The sequence below is a fragment of the Gulosibacter sp. genome, assembly GCF_052090685.1.
GTDB lineage: Bacteria > Actinomycetota > Actinomycetes > Actinomycetales > Microbacteriaceae > Gulosibacter.
This window is the reverse complement of record NZ_JBQDBE010000010.1, coordinates 103990-124309: the sequence shown is the minus strand read 5'-3', so window position 1 is coordinate 124309 and position 20320 is coordinate 103990. Positions and strand designations below refer to the sequence as shown.

Sequence of the window (20320 nt, the reverse complement as noted above, 5' to 3'; positions counted from 1 at the left end):
CGATTAAAAGCGGACACGCCCACCATCAACAACACTTACAGGACACGACCTAGTCAGAACCCTGATGCCCAACCACCGAGACAAGGACTACCTTCATGGCACGCAAGCGTAAAACGCTTCCGAAGAATTTCGATGAGTTATTGATCACCGCTCCGTTCGAAGACCTTGTCGCAGTCTTTGACAAGTGCGAACTGGATGCTCGTGGCGGCTATAACAAAGCGACAGCGCTCGGGTTTCGAGACTGCCCCAATGAGCTGATCGAATGGCTTGTGGCGCAGGGCCTCGACGTCGACTCCCGAGATAGTTTTGGGCGAACTGGACTTGCCGAACGCGCGAACAGCGACACACCAAAACAGGTTCAGCAGATTCCGCACTTCTTATCACTCGGTGCGGACATCAATGCGCCGGACAACGCTGGAGACACACCGTTCCAGACCGCCGTCATGAACCACCTGGCGATAGCGGCACTAACGCTTCTTGAACAGGGTGCCAAGACCTCCGGTGAAGGGTGGGACCCCGGCACGCTGTTGGAGGCATCCCTCGCGCGTGTTGTCAACGCGAATATCGTCGAGGCCGCCGCAATTGCGCGGCTTCTCACCGGACTCGGTGCACCGACCACGGGCGAGTCGCGCAATCGGGTGAAACAGATCGGCGAGAACTTCGAACGATACCGCGATGTATTCGCCGAGGCAATGCTTGAGTAGACTGAGGCGGCGCTGACGGAACTTTACGAGATGTTCAGCGTGGTGCCAGCTGAGCGAGCAGGCAAACGCGCGATGCATGACGGGAAGTCGCGCATTGTCGTGGCAGCGGGCAGCTGGAAAAAGCAGCATGCTGCTCTCTGGGATTATCTCGTCCCAGGATCCGGTAGCGCGGCGACAGAGCAGGGCGAAGTCGTCCGCATAACGGGCAAGGTTTCCGATGAGATGTACCGCAACGGAGGTCTGAACTGGGATGGTGACTACAAGGCACTCGTTGACGCCCTGGTGCATCTCCTAGCTGGGCGCGATTCGCTTCCTGCCGACGAGCTCGAAGCAGCCCGCACCCTGGCCAAGAGCGCACGAACCGGCAACGGGTCGTATGACGAGATCGACGGTTTGACAGCGTTGGCCGTCAAATGGGTTGCCCGAAACCCTGAACCCTACGTGCTCGGCCCCAGTTCGTATTCAAGATGACACCTGGCATCAACTGTTGTTCGCGGCCTCGGCGGCCTCGGAGTGGGGCCCGAATCCTGAACTCGGCGAGCATTTCCGGCGCCCGGACGCTTGCTGAGTGCGTTACTTCCGCATCAGCAAGCCGATCTACAGTGGGGTGAACGGGGCTTGAACCCGTGACCGACGGATTATGAGAGCGACAGTGCGGTCCGTTCTTGTCCGTTCTTGCCCGTCTTCGTGCGGATCGTCGCCGATTGAGCCCGTTCTTGTCGTGTTGAGTCTGTTCTTGTTCGGTGCCTTTGGTGAGCGGTTTGTGAGAGATTGTGAGCGGATCAGCACTAGCGCTATCCCAGGCCGGGTAAGCCACCGCTTGAAGCGTGCACAGACCCCTTACGGCGACGATTCAATCGCTCTTTCCTAGTCGGCTTGTCGCCACCTGGGCACCAGCGCCACCAACCGTTGTCCCAATGAGCAACACAAGGCACATCGGGATTCTTGGATGGCTTGACGACCGAGCGACAGATCGGACACACTCGCTTGCCGTTCGGCAGTAGTGGTTTCCATTCCGATTTGTCGGGCAACATAATTGCAAGTCTCGCATGTCGGTTCGTCATAGTTGCGTCAGTCGAGGAGATTAGGCGACCCCTCGCCTTGGGCCTCTCGCTCAGCTTGGAAGGCCCGTGCGAGGGCGTTCTCGGGCCGTAGGCGAGCATTGTACCCGTAGCCCACGACGGTCAGCTCGGGGTATTTCCTTGCCCACAGATGTGCCTCTCGCTCGAACGCGAGCGACAGTACGACGCCGACGAATACCTCGGTTGCGACCGATTGGCCGTCGAGGCCTTGGGCACGCTCGGCAGCCGCGAGGCCACCGAGGATTGCGAGCGCGCTAGCAGCCATTTCTAGCCCCGTAGGCGGCGTTTCAGGGGATCGGTGGGGATGAGTCCACCGCTGGGCAATTCGACCGCGTTGGCGGTCATTTGGCGCGCTCGTACGTTCGCCTCGGCGCGTTGTCGGGCCGAGGGCTGTCGCGAGGGATTGCCTCGGGCGTAGTCGCTGATTTTCCCCTTGGGCACGGTGACGCCACCGACCTCTCGCGCTTTCTCGGTGAGGGCCAAGGCCGCGAGCCCGAGGGCGACGGCCCGGTCATCGTGGTGCCCGCTGTCGTGATCAAGCCGAAAGACGCCGGGGTTGGTCTCGCGAAGGCGTACCGTCGCCAGCTCGTCGAGGAGGTCGGGATCGTCGGGCAAGGCGAGGCGATGCTCGCGCAGCAGCAGATGCAGATTCACCGCGAGGCGACCGACCGAGGCCGCGGTGAATGACCACTCGGTGATCGTGACGCCTCGTGAGCGCAGCCGTTGCGCGAGCCCGGTCGCTTGCCACGGATCGACGCGCACGGTCGCGCGGTAGGCCTGTGCGGCCTGCAGCACGAGGCTTTCCACGTCGGCGAGCTGCACGGGGTGCGCGGGGGTGCCCTGCAGCACGGCAATGCGGTCGAGCACGACGCGCGGTGGTGCCGTGGGGGTGTCGTACTCGGCATGGGCCACGGTCATCACGGTTCGGTCGCGTTTCAGCCCGAGGTCGAGCCCGATCACGTACCGGTGTCGGGGGTCGGCGTCGAGCGGGCCGTCGAGCGTCACGCACGCCGCGAGGTCGTCGTGCGACACGAGCCGGTCATCCGCGGCGGTCCACTCGTTGAGGTGCAGCCGGGCAAACGACGAGGCGGGCAAGAGTCGCCGTTGCTCGTCGAGGTCGGCCTCGCTGATCCACGGCAGCGGGCCGGGCGTCTCCGAGACGCGCCACGCCTCCGACGTGAGCGCGTTCGTGCGTATTTTTGCCGACCAGTGCGCGGGGTCGCCCGCGGTCGTGATGACCACGAGCCGCGAGTCTGGGCGCTTAGGCAGCCCCGAGACGATGGCCTCCCACAAGGTACGTGCGGCCCGCGTGGTCGGCCACTGGGCTAGCTCGTCGACGACCACGAGCCACGGAATGTGCCCATAGGCCGATGCCGCGTCGGCCGTCTCCACGACGAGCCGCGCCCCGGTCGCTTTCACCGTCACGGCCCACGTTTGCAGATCGAGCAAGCCCGCGAGGCCCGAGCGATGGGCCAGCGCCGTGAGCGCGGTCATCAGCAATTGCGCTTGATCTTTATCGCGGGCGTAGGCGTGTGAAGTCGAGTGCGCGGGCGCTTGGGTCAGTAGCGCCACGAGCGCCACGGCGGCTACGTCGGTTGTTTTCGAGCCACCACGAGGGCGCGTGATGAGGTGCAGCCGCGGTGCGCTCGCGTCCGTGTCGAGGATGGCCCTCGCGTCGTGCACTTGGAAAGCGTGCGCGACTTCGCCCCAGGGGCGGCCATCGTCGAGCACAAGGGCCGCCATGAGGGCCTCTGGCATTACTTCGGCTGCAGCAGGTGCGGGGGTCATTGCTCGCTCGTTTCGTCGGGGTCAGTGTCAGTGTTGGCGGTCGGGTCGGTGTCCTCCTCGCCGATGGGTCGGAACGCCGGGGCGGCGTGCTGTGCGGCCGCGAGAGCTTGCGCCGCGAGGTCGGGCGGTGCAGGTATGCCCGCGGCCTCTCGTGCCGCCAGCGCGGCCTTGCCGCGCTCCATGAGCGCGCCCAGGTCGACTGCGAGGGTTGACGCCTCGGCGCGCACTTTCGCTAGCTCAGCCTCGCTCCGGGGGTCGAGGCCCAGCGTTGAGCGATGCTGTGCCGCGGATCGCTCCATGGTGGCGAGGAGCTGTGCGAGGCGATAGCGGGGCTCGTTTTTCTTGGCGTCGATGATGCCGACGTTGTCGAGATGGCGGCGCAGCAGGGCGACTTGTGCCTCAGCGGTGGCCCACGCGGCGATGGCCTCGGGATACGGTGCGAGGTCGGGCCGGTCCTCTACGAGCCCCGCGGCGAGCTGATTCGCGAGTTCGCCGTACACCCTCGGCGAGGTGTAGCCCGCTGAGAGTGACAAAGCGTTGCCCTTGGGGAAGGGCGGGTACTGAGGTTTACCGGGCCCGTGAATATAGCCCGACATTAGGCAGGGCTCCGCATCAGGCTCGCGACGTGCTTGAGGTCTCCGAGGTGACTCCACGGAATATCGTTCGGTTTCGTTCGACCAGTCGCCGCCCAAGATTGCACGCCGTGCAATTCAGGACGGTCGAGGTACGCCCATTCGCGAATTTCGAGGTGAGCCGCTAGCGACTCTTCCATTGCGCTCGGGCCGACCGAACCGGCCTTGTCTATCGCGCGGTCACAGATACGACACACCACGCCGTTGACGCGCTTCGCGCCGCGTTCGCCTCCCACTCGGTCAGGTGAGATTGAGAGGCGCGCCCAAACCGTGCTCGCAGTCGCAGCGGTCGCGAGTTGCGTGCTGACGCCGCACAAGAGGCAACCGCGGGGGTGACCGTCGGGCGGTGCGATGGGTCGAGGTGTGTCCACTCGGGCCTTGAGGTAGGCCGCCGTGGCACCTCGTAGCTTGCCGCGGATGTCAGCGGGGACATGCGTCCACGGTGCGGCACTGAACTCGCAACCGGGGGCAGCGCCGGGCCTTGTCGGTCCGGTCAGGCGAGCGTCGAACCGCACCGCCGAACCGGTCCTCGTCATGTGATTCAGCAGCAGCACAAGTTCACGGTCACTGTCGATCTTCGGCAGCCGAACACCGAGTGCATCCAAGGCGATGAGGGCGTTGAGTACGCGAGCGTCGGCGATTGAACGCGACCCGATGCGTAAACGCACCTTCGGGAATTGATCGAGTAGTTCGTTGGCGAGCGATACGCGCTCAGCGCACGACTCGCATCGAGTGACCGCGGTGTGCACGATAGGCGAGGGCCGCTCGCGTTCAACACTGCCAAGAATGGTTTCCATTCGGAAACCCGAGCTTTGAAGTACCTCTACGTTCGCGCGGTCGTGAGGCCCGTCTACGCGGATGCCGCAATCGCGACATGCCAAGGGCGCGCTGAGGTCGTGGGGATCGTGTTCGCGGTCGAGAGTTACGACGGTGATTGGTGTATCAGTTGCAGTAGTCATGGTTTGCCTTTCAGAATTGGATCGAGCCGAGTGAGCCCGACTTCGGCAGGTGAGTGTGTGAAGTGTTCGCGGCGTCGTTTCGTGCGGCTCGTTTCTTCGCCGCTATCGCTTGTTGTCGTGCGTGCACAGATTTGGCGAAGTCCCACGCCTTTTCGCGGTCAATCTCGCGTGTTCGAGTCTTTGCCTTCGATGTGCTCGCTTGCTTGTTCGACTTCGGTGCCGTTGGCTTGGGCGTCGGTTTCGCTTTCGCCTTCGGTGCCGATGTCGTCGTCGTCGCCTTCGACGGTTCGGGCGGCGGGGGCGTGATGTCACCCTCGGTAAACCCGTTCATGCGCAGCACTCGCGCGCGTTCGGCCTCGCGTTGTTGGCTTGCGAGGTCGATGTCAGCGTGCGAAGCGTCGAGGTGTGGGCGGCGGTCATTCATGATTCGGTCTCCTCGTCGGTGTCGTCATCTGACCAGGTGGGATACGGCGGCGGCCAGGGCTCAGGCGCAGGCGGGCGGCCTCTCGTGGCGTTCATTCCTCGTTCGCCTCCTCAGTACGCGCACGCGCTGCAGCATTGGCCACGGCGGCGAAGCGACCGTGATTGCGGCGAATGCGCTTGCGCTCGTTGACCTGCTCGCGCCATGCTGCACGCTCGCGCTTCGCCTTGCGCTCGGCGAGGTCCAGCCCACGGCGACCGCGGGTGTCGACCTCAAGCGCGATGCGCTCGGGGCAGACCCAACCCTCGGGGAAGAATGCCCGCACGGGGAAGCACGGCCGCCCGTGAGTAGCCTCCTCGTGCCGAGGGCACGAAACATTGAGGCAAGGCTCCACGACTCGGGCTATGGCCGCGATGCTTGCGATGCGGTCATCATCGTCGATCAGGGGATACGGCGACCCATAATGAATGATGTTCATTTCTCATCCTCAATTCGTGAGATCTCGGGGCGATTTCGCCCCGTTCGTGATGGTTTCTGTGAGAGGTTTGGGGGTAGGTTCAAGGAATGCCTGATCAGCGCTAGGTTCGGTGGGGCTACTGCCTGATTGTTCATCCGACGGTGACCGGTTCGGGCTCGCTTTCGTGCCGGGCTCGCGGCTCGATTTCGGCCCGAGGAGCGGCACACCCTCCGAGCCGTACCGATGTCCGGCCCAAACGCCCGCGATGGGCCTCGCTGCGCTCGCATAGTTGCGACAGAGCGTGCCCCGTGCGCGCGCTCCGCAGATCGGGCGCAGCTCCTCGGCCGAGGTGCGCTCGTCGGTGAAACGCTGATCACCGTCGCAGGGCGCGGTGTTCTCGATCAGCGCCGCCATGAGTGCCGCGTGCTCTTTCGGCGCGGGGTTGCCGAGACGGGGCTCAGGCGAGACGTTGTAGCGCCGGGGCTTGGATGGTGCGCTCATCGCTGCGCCTCCTCGTCGTCGAAGTGCTGTGCGTCGGCCTCGGTGAACACGGCGACGCACTCGGCCTCGTGCTCGACCGGCGCGGCAACGACCGCCTCGGTGTCGGGGTCAATGTGCTCGGGTCGAGTGCTTGCAGCAGCACCGCACGCGCTGCACGCGCCGGTCAACGAGGCGAGGAGACGCACGGCGTAGCGTCGGCGCAGCTCCTCGGGTGCGTCGTCGCGCAGGGCACGAGTCACGACGACGGGGTGCGTCGTGCCTGGCACGCGCCACGCCGCCCAGCCGGTCGGCGGTCGGGGATCGGTCATGCGCTCGACGATCACGTGCGGCGATGGTTCGAGGTGCAGGTCGAGGGCTTGGGCCGCGGCATCGAAGGCAGCAGCTACCGTGGCGCGTTCGTCGGCAGGGTTGGCGTTCATCGGTGCATCCCCTTCGCCGCCGCGTGCGCGGTTTCGTCGGTGGCAAGCTCTAGCAGTCGGTGCGCGAGCCGCATCTCGCCTGCGCAGATCGAGCGCGCCGCTTCAATGGCGAACACAAGGGCCGGGGTGTCTTTGATGTTCGGGTAGCCGACGACGCTGACGTGGCTCATCGGTGCGTCCTTGTCGGGGCCCTCCTCATAGGCGACCCATTGGGTGGCGTACTTGTGTGCCTCGGTCTCGATATTCTCGGTGGTCGAGGGGGTGAGTACGCCGCCCATGCCGTCGCCGGGTGCAGCGGGGCGATAGCGCGCCTCGGTCGCCATGATTCGGTAGGCGGCCTTGACGTGCTCATAGGACGTGTTCCAGGGCCCTAGGCTGGGCAGCAGATCGTAAGTCGTTTCGGTCATTGGCTTGTCTCCTTGTAGTTGCCTCGCGCGCATACGCGTGGACATTGCAGTGAGTCGGTTTGGTTGGGGTGCGGGTGGGTGCTGGACCCCTGCGAGGCATTTCGCATCGGGGTCGTGTGCTTGGCGATAGGTGATCGAGCGTGATTGCGAGGTGTGTCCGTGTCCCGCGCCGAAATACATGCGTCTGACTGGTGCGTAGTGTGTCCGTGTCCCTATAGGACACTCGGACACACCTACTCGCGTGTGTCCGGACACACTTGGGACACACTGGGACACACCACTATTTCGGGGCCCGTATTTCGTCATTTCGCGCCCCTGTTGTCGATTTCGAGTCCCTCGGTTGAACCGCGCTCAACATCGGCTGAGCCTTGGCCATCGGTGGGGTAGTGCAGTAATGCTCGACCGCGACCCGCTTCACGTCGTATGAGGTTCCGCTCGTCGGCGAGCTTGATGGCCTTACGGATACGTTCGGCTTTCCCGTCGACGCCTTCGCAGACGGCATTCTGTGAGCATCCGGGGTTGTCGGTGACGTATTGCACAACGTCGGGCACAAGTCGCTCAATCGCCAAGCTATCGCCGGTCTCCTGTCGCGAGCCCAGGCCGCTGAGCGTCATGTGCAGGGTCATTTCGTCGAAATGCATGCGGTCCTCGTCGACCTCAACGTCACGGCCAAGCGCGCGCAGATAACGGCCCTTCGGGTCGCCGGTCCTCGCGCCCGTCGTGAGCGTAATGATTGAGTCGGGCGCATCTTCGAGCGCCGAGCTGTTTCGGGCTCGTTCGCCTTCCCACCCGGCGTGCGCAGTCATCACGACGTCACGCGCGCCCACCTCCGAGCGCGCCCAAGTGTCGAATGCGCTAATGAATGAGGTGACTTGCCCGGCGTCATTCGCGTTGTCGCCGGTAAACATTCGCGAGAACGGGTCTCCCATGACCGTCACGACATTCAACTCGCGCAGGTAGGCGGCAAGCTGTTCCAGGTCGTTCTTATGCATGAACGGGTTGCGGCGACCTCGCAGATTCACGATGACGAGCCGATCCTCGGGGATGCCGATTCGCTCGGCCCAGCTCGCAACGAGCTTTCCCGATACCTCGTAGTTGAGCAGCGCCACGCGCTCATTCGGTGCGAGCATTCGAACTTTGAACCGTCCGAGGAAATCAGTGCCGGAAATAAGCGACCGAGCGAGATTGAGGCAGAACGTTGTTTTTCCGGTCTTTCGTTGGGCAACAACGAGCGTGAATGCCGCCCAAAGCACGAGCCCGTCGACGAGGTGTGCGGGCTCGTCTGGGCGGGCGAGGATTTCGCCGAGGGTGCCCGCATCGAACGGAGGCATAGCCTCGGCCTCAATCGCGGCAAGTTCAGCCTGACGCCGTTCTTTCGCCTCGTCGCGAACGCGCATCCGCTGCAATTCGAGCTGAACATACTTCTCGAATTGATCAAGCGGTTCGGGCTCAACCTCCGAGGCCGTGCTCGGCGTCTCGTCGAGAGCGTCGCCGTCGCCGCCCAGGGAAAGATCAATAGTAATTTCGGGGTTGGCGGTCATTGCGAGTTCTTTCATGGTGGGGGATGAGCCGATGCTCGGGGCATCGTCGTAGCCCGCGGCCGCGCTCAATCCCAGCGCGCTCATAACAGCCGAATAGCTGCAGCCCGCATGGCAGTGCGTAAGCACTCGGTCGCCCTTCCGCGTGACTGAGAGCGACGGTGAGCGGTCATCGTGAGCGGGGCACCGAGCAATTGCGCTGGTCGTGCCGTCGGTGCGAGCAAGCCTTCCCAGTCCGCGCAGCCGCTCGACCACGCGGGCGAAAGCTGAGCCGTCACCCTGGGCAGCCTCGCTAGGCCGCCCGTGCGTTGCGCTCCGAACGGTGTGCGCCTCGGTGCTGGGCTCGATCCCGAGCGCCGCGGGCAAGCCGTTCGGCATGGGTCGAATTGCAGACCACTCGACCCGTGGCGTGCCCTCCTCATCGACCTTGACGCCTCGGTACGCCACGGCCCAGGGCGGTTGTGCGCCGTTCGTCGAGGTCACGCCGCCCCGTTCGGTGGCATCACGATAGATCGCGCCCGAGGGGTGAAGACTGCCAGGCACCACGACGTAGCCCGACCCTTTCACGTCGAGGGCATTCGCGGGCTCGTCGGGGCGCGTGGTGTCGTGCCAGGGTGCCACCGTAGGTAGGGGTGCAGTTGTCGTGGCGTAATAATGCCGACCGCGCCCCGTGGTGGCTGTCAGCGTTGCGGCGAGCCACTCGGGCCCGCCTGGCACGCCTCGCACGAGGTCGAGGAAACGGGCGTCGGCCTGGTCGCTATCGGTGTCAAAAACGACCAGCGCGAGCCCGTGCTCGTTTCGCTCGCCGAGGATGACGCCAAAGCCGCCCAGCCACACCTTGCGGCCGCTTGAGAACTCTTGAGGGAAGGCCTCGGATGCGCCGATTACCTGACCGGGCGAAGTAAGCCAGGCGTGCCGATGGTTCTCGCCGGTTTGCCCATCGAATGCAGGCCGCTTGCTGTGGTCGAGTGGGATAACAGGCCAGCACTGAGCGGCCAATGTCGAGGCGACAAGCACGACATCGGGCAGCGTTCCCACGTCGAGCGTTGCCGCTGAGCTGGTGCCGTTCTCGGCTGTATTGGATAACATGAACAAGCCTTTCAAGGAAAAAGGGCCAAGCGACCCTGAGCAGGTCGCCCGGCCCTACGAAGCTCCTGAGAGCGCCAGCGGCGGTGGTAGTCGTAATGTGTTTGGTAACGGCCCTGAGACGAAGCAGGGCCGTTACTTATTGGTGCGAGTCGAGGTCAGCAAGTGCCTTCTCGGCCCGTTTCTGGGCCTCGTCGGAATCGAGCCCGGCAACTAACTCGAATAGGACGGCCGTCAATGCTTCTGTCAGCTCGTCCTCACTGAGATGATTTCGCAGCTCCCTTATCTGGGCGACGATTTCGTGAGCGCTCATGCTGACTCCTGCCCAGCGATGAATGCGGTCAGTGAGGATTCGGGGATGCGCAGCAGTCGACCTACGCGGATCGCGCGTAACTGGCCCGCATTGACGAGTCGATAAACAGTCTCGGGCGTGCAGCTCAGGTGCCGCGCGACCTCGGCGGCCTTGAGCACCTTCTCGGGCGCTTCACTCATCGTGGCGTTCATTCTTTCGTTCCTTTCCTTGGAGTGCGTGAAACTCAGCGGTTTGAAGTCGTTTCACGTTGTTTCGATAACCCCATTTTGTCAACAGTTCTGACGCGTGTAAACTGTTGCTATGAACTCAATTCGAAACAGTTTCAGCGGGGCATCCTGGTGGCGTGACGAGGGCGAGCGCTTGCCGCCAATGTCGCCGCGAGAGCGCACCGAGTTGCTCGCGGAGCTAGTGGCACTCGGCGACGATGCGGACGTGCTTATGAACGCGGGCGTCGTTCGGTCACTCGTGCAGCACTCCGAGCGCCCCGACGGCACGAGCGGTGCGCGCATCCGTCACGAGGTACGAGGCGTGACGTATTTCGTCACCATTGAGCGCGCCGATGACGCGGTGCACCTGCGCACCGTCGAGGTTGTGCCCGACGAGGTGCCCGCCGACCCGCTCGTGTGGCGTATCCCGTCTCGGGTGCTCGCGGAAACGGCCGCTGAGGTGCTCGCGCTGCAGGGCGATAACGACGGTGCAATTGTTGGGGGCGTCGACGCGCCAGATGCCGACCGGCCGCCGAGCGCCGAGGAGCTTGCGGAACTTGTGCGGGCCCGAGTGTCTCGCCAAGCAATTGCGGAGCGCTACGGCCGCGCCGTGGCAACGGTTGACCAGTGGTTGCGGGTCGCTCGCCAAGAGAGCCCCGAGCTGTTCCCTGCACGTACGCGGGGCCCCAAGCCGAGGCCCAAGACTTCCGACGGCAATTAGACCGTCGGTCAATCGAAAGGAATAACGATGACAACAACAATAAGTAGCACCGACTTACGTTCTCGAAACGATCTTGAGGTTGTGCAGCTTCTCGCGAGCAACGACTCGCTCAACCATGCAGCGCGGTTGCTCGCCATACGGCGCACCGTGCGCGATTGGCATCGAGCAACGAGGGACACGCCCGAGCGAGAGCGCGCCCTAATTGAGTACCGAGCGCGCCGTCGTGCGCGGTCGCTATTTATCAACAAGGGGGCAAACGATGAGCGCTAAGGCAGATCTTAAGTTTTGCGCCGAGTGCGGAACGCGCCGCGGCAATGTCCGCAGCGGGTGGCATTTCGCAACGCGCGAAGGCGTCGAGATTTCAACGACGTGCCCAGCGTGCCCGCGCGCCGATGAGCCGATTCGCCGCATCGAGGGAAAGCGCGGGGTGCGCTTCCGCGCCGTGGTCGATGCAACCCCGACGGGTGCTTCGAAGCGCGTGCAGAAAACGAAAACACTTGCAACGCTCGACGCGGCACGCGCGTTCGTTGAAGAGGTGCGCGACGCGGTGGCGCGAGATGGGGGATACGCCCCGGTCGAGGCTGAGACGGTGCGCCAACTCGCAGCACGATGGCTCGATACTCGCCGCGACGTGCGTGAGGTCTCGCACCTCGGATACAAGACGGCGCTCAGATCGGCGCTCGAGTATCTGGGCGATAAGTCGGTGGCTGAGGTGCGCGTCGGGGATATCGAGGCGTACATCGCCTGGGCGCTGGTCGAGGGTGGGCTCGCCAAGAGGAAAGATGGACCGCGCAGGCCGCTTGCACCGCGTACGGTGCGATACTGCCTGACCGGGTTGGCCCAGGCCTTCGACCTCGCGATTCGCGACGAGGTTATTTCGCGAAACGTCGTGCGGCTCGCGAAGATGCCGCGCCAGCGCCAGGCCGCGGGCAAGGAATTGCCACACTGGGATCGTGAGACGTTGATTGCGTTTGCCAAGGTCGCCGACGCTGACCCCTTAGCAGCGGCATGGCGCTTGTCGTTGTCGACGCTCACTCGCGCCGACGTGCACGGTTTGCGGTGGGAGGATGTGGACTTTGACACGGGCACCGTAGCGGTGAAACAAGGCCGCGTTGCACTGCAGGCCGGGGAAACCGTGATCGACGAGCCAAAGAGTCGCCAGCGCGTGCGAACGGTACCGGTCGAGGAGATTTGGCCGGGCACGATTGCTGCGCTTCGGTCACTGAAAGCACGGCAGGCCGCCGACCGGCTCGCCGCGGGCGGCGCGTGGGTTGATTCCGGTCTCGTTGTGGTTGACGCCCTTGGCGAGCCGACGCATCCGGAACTGTATTCGGATCGCTTTCGCCAGATCGTGAAAGCGGCGAATTTACCCGCGATTCGACTGCACGCATTGCGCCATTCGCTCGCGTTCGAGCTAATCCGAATTGGGGTGCCACCGACCGATGCCGCGGCGCTCCTCGGTCACCGCGTCGAGGTGTTTATGTCGGTGTACTTGCCCGAGGGCGGTGCAACGGGTGTACGCAACGCCTCAGCTCGACTCGCGGCATCGTTTGCCGAGGCTCGCACGGCCTAATCGCTCGGGGAAAGTGACTGGATACCACTTTCGCCGTTTGTGAGAGGTTCTGTGAGAGCTAACAAGATAAGACCCCTGCCACTGGATACGTTGGCAGGGGTCTTATCGTCTGTGTTCCGCATGTTCATGCGGTTCTCGGCCGATGCCGAGCCCGTGGGGTGAACGGGGCTTGAACCCGTGACCGACGGATTATGAGTCCGCTGCTCTAACCGGCTGAGCTATCACCCCGGGAACGAAAAAAGTTTAGCCTGAAGTTTACCTTCGTGCGTAACCGACACTATGGTTCTCGGTCCGAAATTCGTGAAATGCTGTCCAGCCACTCCGAGGTCACGCGAAGTTTACTTCCTTGAGTAGTCTGGCCATGTGAAGGCATATGACTCGCTTGAAGTGACACCGCTCCTCCCCGAATCGCTGCAGCCACTGCAGACGCTCGCGATGAACCTCCGCTGGTCCTGGCGGGATGAGGCTCACGCGCTATTTCGTGGTATTGACCCTCTGCTGTGGCGTACAACCGGCCACAACCCGATCACAATGCTTAAGTCCCTCCCGGCAAGCAAAGTGGCGGAACTCGAAAAGGACACCGAGTTCCTTCACCGGATGCAGCAAGAGCTCGAAGACTTTGAGGCATATAGCTCCCTCGACCGCTGGTTCAAGAAGCAGACCGCTGGTACCGAAGATGCTGAAACCACCGTGGCCTACTTCTCGATGGAATTCGGTGTCCACCAGTCACTGCCGATCTACTCGGGTGGTCTTGGCGTGCTCGCAGGCGACCACATGAAATCGGCTTCCGACCTCGGCGCACCGGTCATCGGCATCGGCCTGCTCTACACCTTCGGCTACTTCGAACAAACGCTGTCGCGTGAGGGCTGGCAGCAGGAGCACTACACCGAGCACTACCCGGAGGACCTCGCGGTTAGCCCCGTGCTCGACGAGCAGGGCGAACAGCTGCACGTCAGTGTGACCTACCCCGACCGTCGTGAGGTACAGGTTGCGGTATGGAAGGCCGACATCGGCCGTGCGCCACTGCTGCTGCTCGACACCAACATCGAAGCCAACCCGGAAGACTTCCGCATTATCACCGACCGTCTCTACGGTGGCGATGCCGAACACCGCATCAAGCAGGAACTCGTACTCGGTGTCGCTGGTCTTCGCGCCGTACAGCGCTTCTGCGAAATCGACGGCCGCAAGCAGCCTGATGTGATCCACATGAATGAGGGCCACGCTGGCTTCGCCGGTATTGAACGAATGGGCCAGCTGATCCGCGAGGGCGAATCCTTTGAGACCGCACTCGCAGTAGTCCGCGCATCCACTCTCTTTACAACCCACACACCCGTGCCCGCCGGCATTGACCGCTTCGATATGCTCCTCGCGCAGCGCTACCTGCAGGCAGATGAGAACGGTGAGTCGAGGCTCGCACCCGGCGTGCCGGTCGCCCGTGCCCTTGAGCTCGGTGCGGAAGATGACCCGAGCCGGTTCAACATGGCGCACCTAGGCCTACGCCTCGCGCAGTACGCCAACGGTGTCGCGAAACTTCACGGTGCGATATCACGAGGGATGTTCAAGGACCTCTACCCGAACTTTGACGAAGCTGAAGTGCCCATCACCTCGATCACGAACGGTGTGCACATCCGCACCTGGGTTCGCGGACCGATGCGTTCCATCACCGCCGCGATGAGTGGGAACCGTGACCTCACCACCGCGAACCATTGGAATGCACCAGACGCAGTCGGCGCATCCGAGCTTTGGCGTGTGCGCAATGAACTCCGCAGCGAACTCGTCGAGCGCTCCCGCGACCTTTCCCTGAAGTCTTGGGAAGACCGTGGCGCACAGGAAGCGGAGCTTGGCTGGACCAAGAACATCCTCGACCCCAACGCCCTCACGATTGGCTTCGCGCGTCGAGTCTCCACCTACAAGCGACTCACGCTGATGCTGCAGAACCCCGAGCGTCTGCGACGCATTCTCACAAATCCAGACCGTCCGGTGCAGTTTGTGATCGCCGGTAAGGCACACCCTGCCGACATGGGCGGTAAGGAACTGCTGCAGGAGCTGATTCGCTACGCCGATGATGCCGGGGTCCGTGACCGCATCATCTTTATCCCCGACTACAACATCTCGATGGGTAAGTTCCTCGTCGCCGGTTCGGATGTGTGGCTCAACAACCCGATTCGTCCGCAGGAAGCGTCCGGTACCTCCGGAATGAAGGCCGTGATGAACGGTTGCCTCACGATGTCGATCTCCGACGGCTGGTGGGATGAGTTCCGCGATGATGAACTCGGATGGACCATCCCGAGTGCGGCGCACGCCGATCCATTCCTGCGTGACAAGTGGGAGTCACAGGCGCTCTACGACATCCTTGAGCACGAGATTGTGCCGATGTTCTACGACCGTGACGAGCACGGCGTGCCGCACGCGTGGGTCGAGAAGATCCGCAAGTCGATGAGCATCGTTGGGCCCCAGGTTGCTGCCGAGCGCATGGTTCGCGACTACTGCACCGAGCTCTACCTGCCGGCTGGCCGCACCTCGAGAATCGCGAATAAGCTCGAGAATGCCCGCGAGTACGCACAGTGGCAGCAGAAGGTGGCTGAAGCCTGGTCGGCCGTCTCGATCACTTCGATCCGCAACGTGCACGGTGAAGCTCGTGCCGGGGGAGAAGTGCGACTCGAAGCGACGATCGAACTCGGTGCACTGACCACCGATGACGTTCGGGTGGAAGCGGTTGTCGGCGTCACTGATGACTACGGTGAGCTGATTACGCCTCGACTCGTTGAGATGGCTCCAAACGGCAGCGAAGCAAATTTCGCGGTGGATTTGCCAGTCGATAAGCCAGGTGAAATCGGTTACACCATTCGCGTGGTGCCAAAACACCAGCTGCTTCGTTCACCCGCCGAACTCGGTTTGGTACGGTTCCCCACGAAATAGTTAGCCGCGGAAACCGCGATAGGAGGTCGAATCCATTCGGTTCGGCCTCTTATCGTTTTCCTTAGGGAAACACGCCGCGCAGATGAATCACACCCTTGTTATTTGGGACTAATGTCAGGCATAATTCCTGTGACAAAGAGTTAATCGTCGAATTCAATAATTGACGGTGTCGCCGCAAGGCCTCAGTCACACGTATGGACGTAGGGGAAGACGTACCACCCGTGAAACTGGAGGAGAAAATGGCTGCACCACACACTCAGGGTGTACTTTACGTGCACTCTGCACCACGCGCGCTTTGCCAGCATGTTGAATGGGGCCTAGGGCGCGCACTCGGCGAACCCGCTTCGCTTCCTTGGATTCCCCAACCGGTAATCCCCGGTTCCGTGCGCGCAGAATTCACCTGGACTGGAACGCCGGGCACCGGCGCCGCGATCGCATCCCAGCTTCGTGGCTGGGAGCACCTCCGATTCGAGGTGAGTGAGGACCCCAGCCCCGGTGTGGATGGTGGTCGCTGGCTGCACACCCCGGGCCTGGGAATCTTCTACGCTCAAACTGACATGAGCGGCAACGTCGTCGTTCCGGAAGAGCGCGTGCGCTACGCGATGGAGATCGCTAGCGGCAATGCCACCGAACTCCACCGTGAGCTCGCTCTCGCACTGGGTCACGCCTGGGACGAAGAACTTGAGCCATTCCGCGCGGCGGGCGACGAGAGCCCCGTGGTGTGGATGCATCGCGTCGGCTAGACACGGCCCAGGACATAGGCCAAAGCGCCGGCCCTACCCTCCAGTAATGATTGTGGCCCCGCATCCAGTTCAGGATGCGGGGCCACAATTCGATAAGCGGCAGGCCGGGTTAGACCGCGCGAATGCCAAGCACCGCGTTGTGGCCACCGAAGCCGAAGGAGGTGGAGATCGCCATGTCTCCGGGCTTCACTTCGACCTTGCGAGCCTCCGTCACGATGTCAAGCCCGATTTCGGGGTCCGGCTCTTCAACATTGATCGTTGGCGGCAGCGTGCCCTCGTGGAGTGCGAGCACGGTGAAGAGGGCCTCCAGCGCGCCGGCCCCGCCGAGGAGGTGGCCCACTGATGCCTTTGTCGCGGAGACCGGGATGTTATCGACACGGTCGCCAAATACTCGCTTGAAGGCGTTGTATTCGGCGATATCACCCACCGGTGTCGAGGTGGCGTGGGCGTTGATGTGTACGACGTCCTCTGGCGATGCACCGCTGCCTTCCAGGCAGGCGGTAACGGCGCGGGAAGCGCCAGCACCATCCGGCTCCGGAGCGGTGATGTGATAAGCGTCGGCAGTGACGCCACCGCCTGCGATTTCAGCATAAATCCGTGCCCCGCGAGCAAGCGCGTGCTCTTCCGTCTCGAGGATGAGCGCCGCGGCGCCTTCACCAAGAACGAAGCCGTCCCGGTTCACGTCATAGGGCCTGGATGCCGTTTCTGGTGAGTCGTTTCGACGAGACAGTGCCTGCATCGCCGCGAATGAAGCAATCGGAAGAGGGTGAATCGCCGCTTCAGCGCCACCGGCAATCACGACATCAACCTCGCCCGACTGCAGGTGCCGGTAGGCGTTATAGATCGATTCCGTGCTCGAGGCACAGGCGGATACCGCAGTGTGGATCCCAGCGCGGGCACCGAGATCCATACCGATTGCGGCGGCAGGTCCGTTTGGCATGAGCATGGGGACGGTCAGCGGCATGACCCGTCGTGCGCCACGCTCTCGCAGGGTGTCCCACGCGTCGAGTAGCGTCCACACGCCACCAATGCCGGTAGCCCAGTCGACAAGCAAGCGCTCGGGCTCCACCGAATCGGGTGCAAGACCAGCGTCAGCGTAGGCTTCGCGGGCGGCGATCAGCGCATATTGGCTCGATGGGTCCAAACGCTTTGCGGTCACGCGTTCAAGGTGATCGCTGGCAGGTTCCTTGACCGTCGCGGCGAAGGTAACGGGAAGGTCGATGTCGTACTTTTCGGCCTGGTCTGTCAGCGAACGAGCGCCGGACTCGCCACGAAGCAGAGCTTCCCAGGTGCCACGGGCAGTGGGGGCGAGCGGGGAGAATGCTCCGAGGCCCGTTACTACGATCTTCTTGGTCATTAACTCGTTATTTTCCTCTAGGCGAATAGCAGGTGGGATGTCGGGTCAGGCGCGTTTACGCCCACCCGACACCGGCACAGGAACTAGGCGTCCTGTGCGTTTGCGATGTAGTCCACCGCATCCTGAACAGTCTTAAGGTTCTCAACCTCAGCGTCAGGGATCTGCACGTCAAACTTCTCTTCAGCATTGACGACGATTGTCATCATTGAGATCGAATCGATGTCAAGGTCGTCGGTGAACGACTTGTCTCCGGTCACCGTGTCTGCGGCGATACCGGTCTCTTCGTTTACGAGCTCGGCGAGGCCTGCGAGAATCTCGTCCTTTGAAAGTGCCATTTTTTGCTTTCTCCTTTTGGTTGAGTCAATGACCGGAAGTAATTGTAAGACCGGTCGGTGGTTCTGTTTGTCGGACTTCCCCCACAGATCCCGATTTGAATCGAAATCCCGGTGTCTGATTAGGGAAGTCGCACAACTTGTGCGGCGTATGCGAGCCCCGCACCGAAGCCAATTTGCAGCGCCAGCCCGCCACTGAGCTCGGGATTCTCTTGCAGCAGTCGGTGGGTAGCCAATGGAATAGAGGCCGCAGAGGTATTTCCGGTTTCGGCAATATCTCGCGCAATTACCACGCTTTCGGGCAGCCCAAGCTGGTTTGCGAACTCATCAATGATTCGCATATTTGCCTGGTGTGGGATGAACGCGGCCAAGTCGGATGCTTCGATGCCGGCTCGGTCGAGCACCTCACGTGCTGCCTTTGCCATTTCCCAGACTGCCCAACGGAAGACCGCGCGACCATCCTGACGAAGCGTTGGCCACTCGGTTTCGCCGCGGCGATACTCTTGCAACTCGTGGTTCATCGACACGGCATCCCACTTTGCACCGTCGGAGCCAATTACCGACTCCGAGATGCCAGGTTCGTCCGCGGGGCCGATCAAGGCTGCACCGGCGCCATCGCCGAGCAGGAATGAAATCGACCGGTCGGTCGGATCAATGACATCGGACAGCTTCTCCGCGCCGATGACCAGGACGTACTCAGCAACACCCGAGCGGATCAGCGCATCCGCCTGGGTGATGCCGTAGCAGTAGCCGGCACATCCTGCCGAAATGTCGTAGGCCGCTGCCGGAGTTGCCCCGATTGCGTCACACACGCGTGTCGCGGCCGCGGGAGTTTGCACCACGTTCGTGATGGTCGCGAGAATGACCGCACCCACTTGCGCAGGCTCAATACCAGCGGCTGCGATCGCCTCTTTCGCGGCGATCGTGCCCATATCAATGATGTTGATGTCTTCTGCGGCACGGGCCCGTGTGATGATGCCGGTGCGCTGTCGGATCCACTCATCCGAAGAGTCGATCGGGCCTGCAATGTCGTCATTGGTGACGCGATGCTCACCACGGTAGGCACCAAGCCCAAGGATGCGCGTGTATTGGTGACCGGTGGCCTGGCGCAACTCAGCAGTTTGAGTCATGGTATTCGGTTGTCCTTTCAACAAACAGTGGTGAGGCGCTACGCACCAAGAATGAGTTCGCTCGCGGCATCGATATCGCTCGGGAGATTTACGGCCACGGCGGGGACACCCTTCATGCCGCGCTTTGCAAGCCCAACCAGCGTGCCCGCTGGCGCAGCTTCAATCAAGCCCGAGTGCCCAGCTTCGAGGAATGCCGTCATGCAAAGGTCCCACTGCACGGGGCGGTTTACCTGTTCGACGAGATAGCGTCGATACTCGGCACCGTCGGTGACCACGCTGCCGTCACGGTTGGTGTAGATCTGCCGAGTTGGATTTTCTGCGGGGAATTCCTCCTCGAGCGCGGCAAACGCTTCTTGCGCATCCGCCATCCAGTGCGTGTGAAATGCACCGGCGACCTTCAACGGCAGCACGCGGGTGCCGGCCGGAGGATTCTTTCGCAACTCCTCCAATTGGGCAGGTTCGCCCGCGGCAACGATCTGACCTGCACCGTTGAAGTTTGCGGGGGAGAGGTTGAGGTTTGAGAGGTGCTCAATGATGTCACCCTCATTGCCGCCAATGATTGCAGCCATGCTCGTGGTGACCTTTGCCGCATCCTCTGCCATGAGCTGCGCGCGCTTGGTCACAAACCGCATCGCTGTAGCGGCGTCAAAAATTCCTGCGGCGTAGGCTGCCGCGATTTCACCGACCGAGTGGCCGGCGACCGCAACATCCGTCAGTTGCTCGCCGAGGTGAGTGCGCAACGCATCCCACGTGAGGATACCGGCAGCAACGATAAGCGGCTGCGCCACCGCGGTATCGCGGATCGTGTCCGCGTCGGACTCAGTGCCGTGGAGCACCAGGTCGATCCCGCTTGTTTCGGAGAGCTGCTCAAGTGTGGTTCGACTTTCGGTGTCTTCGAGCCAAGCGCTCAAAAAGCCAGGTTTCTGAGACCCCTGGCCGGGGAATGTCACGACAGTCATAATCTCCATCTTCTCAGGGTCGAGCCGCTTCTCTTATGGGGAAGCGCATAGAAAATCCGTAAATCCTTGTGAG

At 62.6% G+C, this 20320-nt stretch carries 23 protein-coding genes and 1 tRNA gene; 7 read left to right on the top strand and 17 right to left on the bottom strand.

Features of this window, described 5'->3' with window-relative positions:
* Positions 1–95 precede the first annotated feature (95 nt).
* Positions 96–704 (top strand): hypothetical protein, encoded by a 609-nt coding sequence (locus ACTHXA_RS08640; RefSeq protein ID WP_441671389.1) that lies wholly within the window; start codon positions 96–98, stop codon positions 702–704.
* A gap of 30 nt (positions 705–734) precedes the next feature.
* Positions 735–1175 (top strand): hypothetical protein, encoded by a 441-nt coding sequence (locus ACTHXA_RS08635; protein ID WP_441671387.1) that lies wholly within the window; start codon positions 735–737, stop codon positions 1173–1175.
* 600 nt (positions 1176–1775) lie between these two features.
* On the opposite strand, the gene ACTHXA_RS08630 is transcribed toward ACTHXA_RS08635, so the two are convergent.
* The 12 genes from ACTHXA_RS08630 to ACTHXA_RS08575 all read right to left on the bottom strand — a co-directional run bounded on the left by ACTHXA_RS08630 (position 1776) and on the right by ACTHXA_RS08575 (position 10498).
* Positions 1776–2051, bottom strand: a complete 276-nt coding sequence (locus tag ACTHXA_RS08630; protein ID WP_441671385.1) for a hypothetical protein — start codon at positions 2049–2051, stop codon at positions 1776–1778.
* 2 nt (positions 2052–2053) lie between these two features.
* Positions 2054–3574 (bottom strand): terminase large subunit domain-containing protein, encoded by a 1521-nt coding sequence (locus tag ACTHXA_RS08625; protein WP_441671383.1) that lies wholly within the window; start codon positions 3572–3574, stop codon positions 2054–2056.
* Positions 3571–4170, bottom strand: coding sequence for a hypothetical protein (locus ACTHXA_RS08620; RefSeq protein WP_441671381.1), 600 nt, complete (start codon positions 4168–4170; stop codon positions 3571–3573). Before ACTHXA_RS08620 ends, ACTHXA_RS08625 begins: the two co-directional genes overlap by 4 nt.
* The gene (locus ACTHXA_RS08615) at positions 4170–5165 is read right to left on the bottom strand and encodes a hypothetical protein (protein WP_441671379.1); all 996 of its coding nucleotides are present in this window, start codon (positions 5163–5165) and stop codon (positions 4170–4172) included. The genes ACTHXA_RS08620 and ACTHXA_RS08615 overlap by 1 nt, the downstream gene beginning before the upstream one ends.
* A gap of 10 nt (positions 5166–5175) precedes the next feature.
* Complete coding sequence (locus tag ACTHXA_RS08610) at positions 5176–5589, bottom strand: hypothetical protein (protein WP_441671377.1); 414 nt, start codon at positions 5587–5589, stop codon at positions 5176–5178.
* A gap of 91 nt (positions 5590–5680) precedes the next feature.
* Positions 5681–6064, bottom strand: coding sequence for a hypothetical protein (locus ACTHXA_RS08605; RefSeq protein WP_441671375.1), 384 nt, complete (start codon positions 6062–6064; stop codon positions 5681–5683).
* Between the two features lie 9 nt (positions 6065–6073).
* On the bottom strand, positions 6074–6544 hold the full coding sequence (locus ACTHXA_RS08600) for a hypothetical protein (RefSeq protein WP_441671373.1): 471 nt from the start codon (positions 6542–6544) through the stop codon (positions 6074–6076).
* Positions 6541–6963 carry a hypothetical protein gene (locus ACTHXA_RS08595; protein WP_441671371.1) on the bottom strand — a complete coding sequence of 141 codons (423 nt, stop codon included), beginning with the start codon at positions 6961–6963 and terminating at the stop codon, positions 6541–6543. The genes ACTHXA_RS08600 and ACTHXA_RS08595 overlap by 4 nt, the downstream gene beginning before the upstream one ends.
* On the bottom strand, positions 6960–7370 hold the full coding sequence (locus ACTHXA_RS08590) for a hypothetical protein (RefSeq protein WP_441671369.1): 411 nt from the start codon (positions 7368–7370) through the stop codon (positions 6960–6962). The genes ACTHXA_RS08595 and ACTHXA_RS08590 overlap by 4 nt, the downstream gene beginning before the upstream one ends.
* A 302-nt stretch (positions 7371–7672) precedes the next feature.
* Complete coding sequence (locus ACTHXA_RS08585) at positions 7673–9997, bottom strand: AAA family ATPase (protein WP_441671367.1); 2325 nt, start codon at positions 9995–9997, stop codon at positions 7673–7675.
* A 136-nt stretch (positions 9998–10133) separates the two neighbouring features.
* Positions 10134–10307 (bottom strand): hypothetical protein, encoded by a 174-nt coding sequence (locus ACTHXA_RS08580; RefSeq protein WP_441671365.1) that lies wholly within the window; start codon positions 10305–10307, stop codon positions 10134–10136.
* The gene (locus ACTHXA_RS08575; RefSeq protein ID WP_441671363.1) at positions 10304–10498 is read right to left on the bottom strand and encodes a helix-turn-helix domain-containing protein; all 195 of its coding nucleotides are present in this window, start codon (positions 10496–10498) and stop codon (positions 10304–10306) included. Before ACTHXA_RS08575 ends, ACTHXA_RS08580 begins: the two co-directional genes overlap by 4 nt.
* A gap of 109 nt (positions 10499–10607) precedes the next feature.
* Between ACTHXA_RS08575 and ACTHXA_RS08570 the strand changes: the two genes are divergently transcribed.
* The 3 genes from ACTHXA_RS08570 to ACTHXA_RS08560 are packed head-to-tail and all read left to right on the top strand — an operon-like array spanning position 10608 to position 12807.
* On the top strand, positions 10608–11234 hold the full coding sequence (locus ACTHXA_RS08570; RefSeq protein WP_441671361.1) for a hypothetical protein: 627 nt from the start codon (positions 10608–10610) through the stop codon (positions 11232–11234).
* A 27-nt stretch (positions 11235–11261) separates the two neighbouring features.
* Complete coding sequence (locus ACTHXA_RS08565; RefSeq protein ID WP_441671359.1) at positions 11262–11504, top strand: hypothetical protein; 243 nt, start codon at positions 11262–11264, stop codon at positions 11502–11504.
* Positions 11494–12807 (top strand): tyrosine-type recombinase/integrase, encoded by a 1314-nt coding sequence (locus ACTHXA_RS08560; RefSeq protein ID WP_441671357.1) that lies wholly within the window; start codon positions 11494–11496, stop codon positions 12805–12807. Before ACTHXA_RS08565 ends, ACTHXA_RS08560 begins: the two co-directional genes overlap by 11 nt.
* Before the next feature lie 154 nt (positions 12808–12961).
* Here the strand turns inward: ACTHXA_RS08560 and ACTHXA_RS08555 are convergent.
* Positions 12962–13035, bottom strand: a tRNA-Ile gene (locus ACTHXA_RS08555).
* Between the two features lie 135 nt (positions 13036–13170).
* Here ACTHXA_RS08555 and glgP point away from each other — a divergent pair.
* Positions 13171–15726 carry an alpha-glucan family phosphorylase gene (gene glgP / locus ACTHXA_RS08550; RefSeq protein WP_441671355.1) on the top strand — a complete coding sequence of 852 codons (2556 nt, stop codon included), beginning with the start codon at positions 13171–13173 and terminating at the stop codon, positions 15724–15726.
* A 239-nt stretch (positions 15727–15965) separates the two neighbouring features.
* Positions 15966–16469, top strand: a complete 504-nt coding sequence (locus ACTHXA_RS08545) for a DUF3145 domain-containing protein (RefSeq protein WP_441671353.1) — start codon at positions 15966–15968, stop codon at positions 16467–16469.
* 109 nt (positions 16470–16578) lie between these two features.
* Here the strand turns inward: ACTHXA_RS08545 and ACTHXA_RS08540 are convergent, their stop codons facing one another.
* From ACTHXA_RS08540 to ACTHXA_RS08525, 4 genes are all read right to left on the bottom strand, one after another.
* On the bottom strand, positions 16579–17826 hold the full coding sequence (locus tag ACTHXA_RS08540; RefSeq protein ID WP_441671351.1) for a beta-ketoacyl-[acyl-carrier-protein] synthase family protein: 1248 nt from the start codon (positions 17824–17826) through the stop codon (positions 16579–16581).
* An 83-nt stretch (positions 17827–17909) separates the two neighbouring features.
* Entirely contained in the window at positions 17910–18161 is a 252-nt protein-coding gene (locus ACTHXA_RS08535; protein ID WP_441671349.1) for an acyl carrier protein, read from the bottom strand.
* 119 nt (positions 18162–18280) lie between these two features.
* The gene (locus tag ACTHXA_RS08530; protein WP_441671347.1) at positions 18281–19288 is read right to left on the bottom strand and encodes a beta-ketoacyl-ACP synthase III; all 1008 of its coding nucleotides are present in this window, start codon (positions 19286–19288) and stop codon (positions 18281–18283) included.
* A gap of 38 nt (positions 19289–19326) precedes the next feature.
* Positions 19327–20247: an ACP S-malonyltransferase gene (locus tag ACTHXA_RS08525; protein ID WP_441671345.1), complete on the bottom strand. Its 921-nt coding sequence runs from the start codon at positions 20245–20247 to the stop codon at positions 19327–19329.
* Positions 20248–20320 lie beyond the last annotated feature (73 nt).